The organism is Actinomadura darangshiensis, assembly GCF_004349235.1.
Classification (GTDB): Bacteria; Actinomycetota; Actinomycetes; order Streptosporangiales; family Streptosporangiaceae; genus Spirillospora; species Spirillospora darangshiensis.
The window spans coordinates 1-313 of the sequence record NZ_SMKY01000657.1; the positions used below are offsets into that span (position 1 = coordinate 1).

1 rRNA gene is annotated in these 313 nt (G+C 57.8%); it reads left to right on the forward strand.

The features are described 5' to 3' along the window. Positions 1-217: 217 nt before the first annotated feature. Positions 218-313: ribosomal RNA gene (locus E1293_RS47220) — 23S ribosomal RNA — on the forward strand; the annotation flags it as partial.

Consider the following 313-nt stretch of genomic DNA (forward strand, 5'->3'; position numbering starts at 1 on the left):
GAAACGGGCGGTTTGCCTGGTGGCCTCGGACTGCGGGACCTGGACCGCATCTCCTGACGGGGGTGCGGTTCTGGTGGGCCCGGTTGTTTTTTGAGAACTGCACAGTGGACGCGAGCATCTCTGGCGAATGACGGGATCTTGCTGTTGGGGCCCCTTTCGGGGGTTTTGGTGGCGGGGTTTTGTTGTTTGTCTGCGATTTGTTTTGATCGTTTTGTGTGTTCAAGTTTTTTAGGGCATACGGTGGATGCCTTGGCATCAGGAGCCGATGAAGGACGTGGGAGCCTGCGATATGCCTCGGGGAGTCGGCAACCAG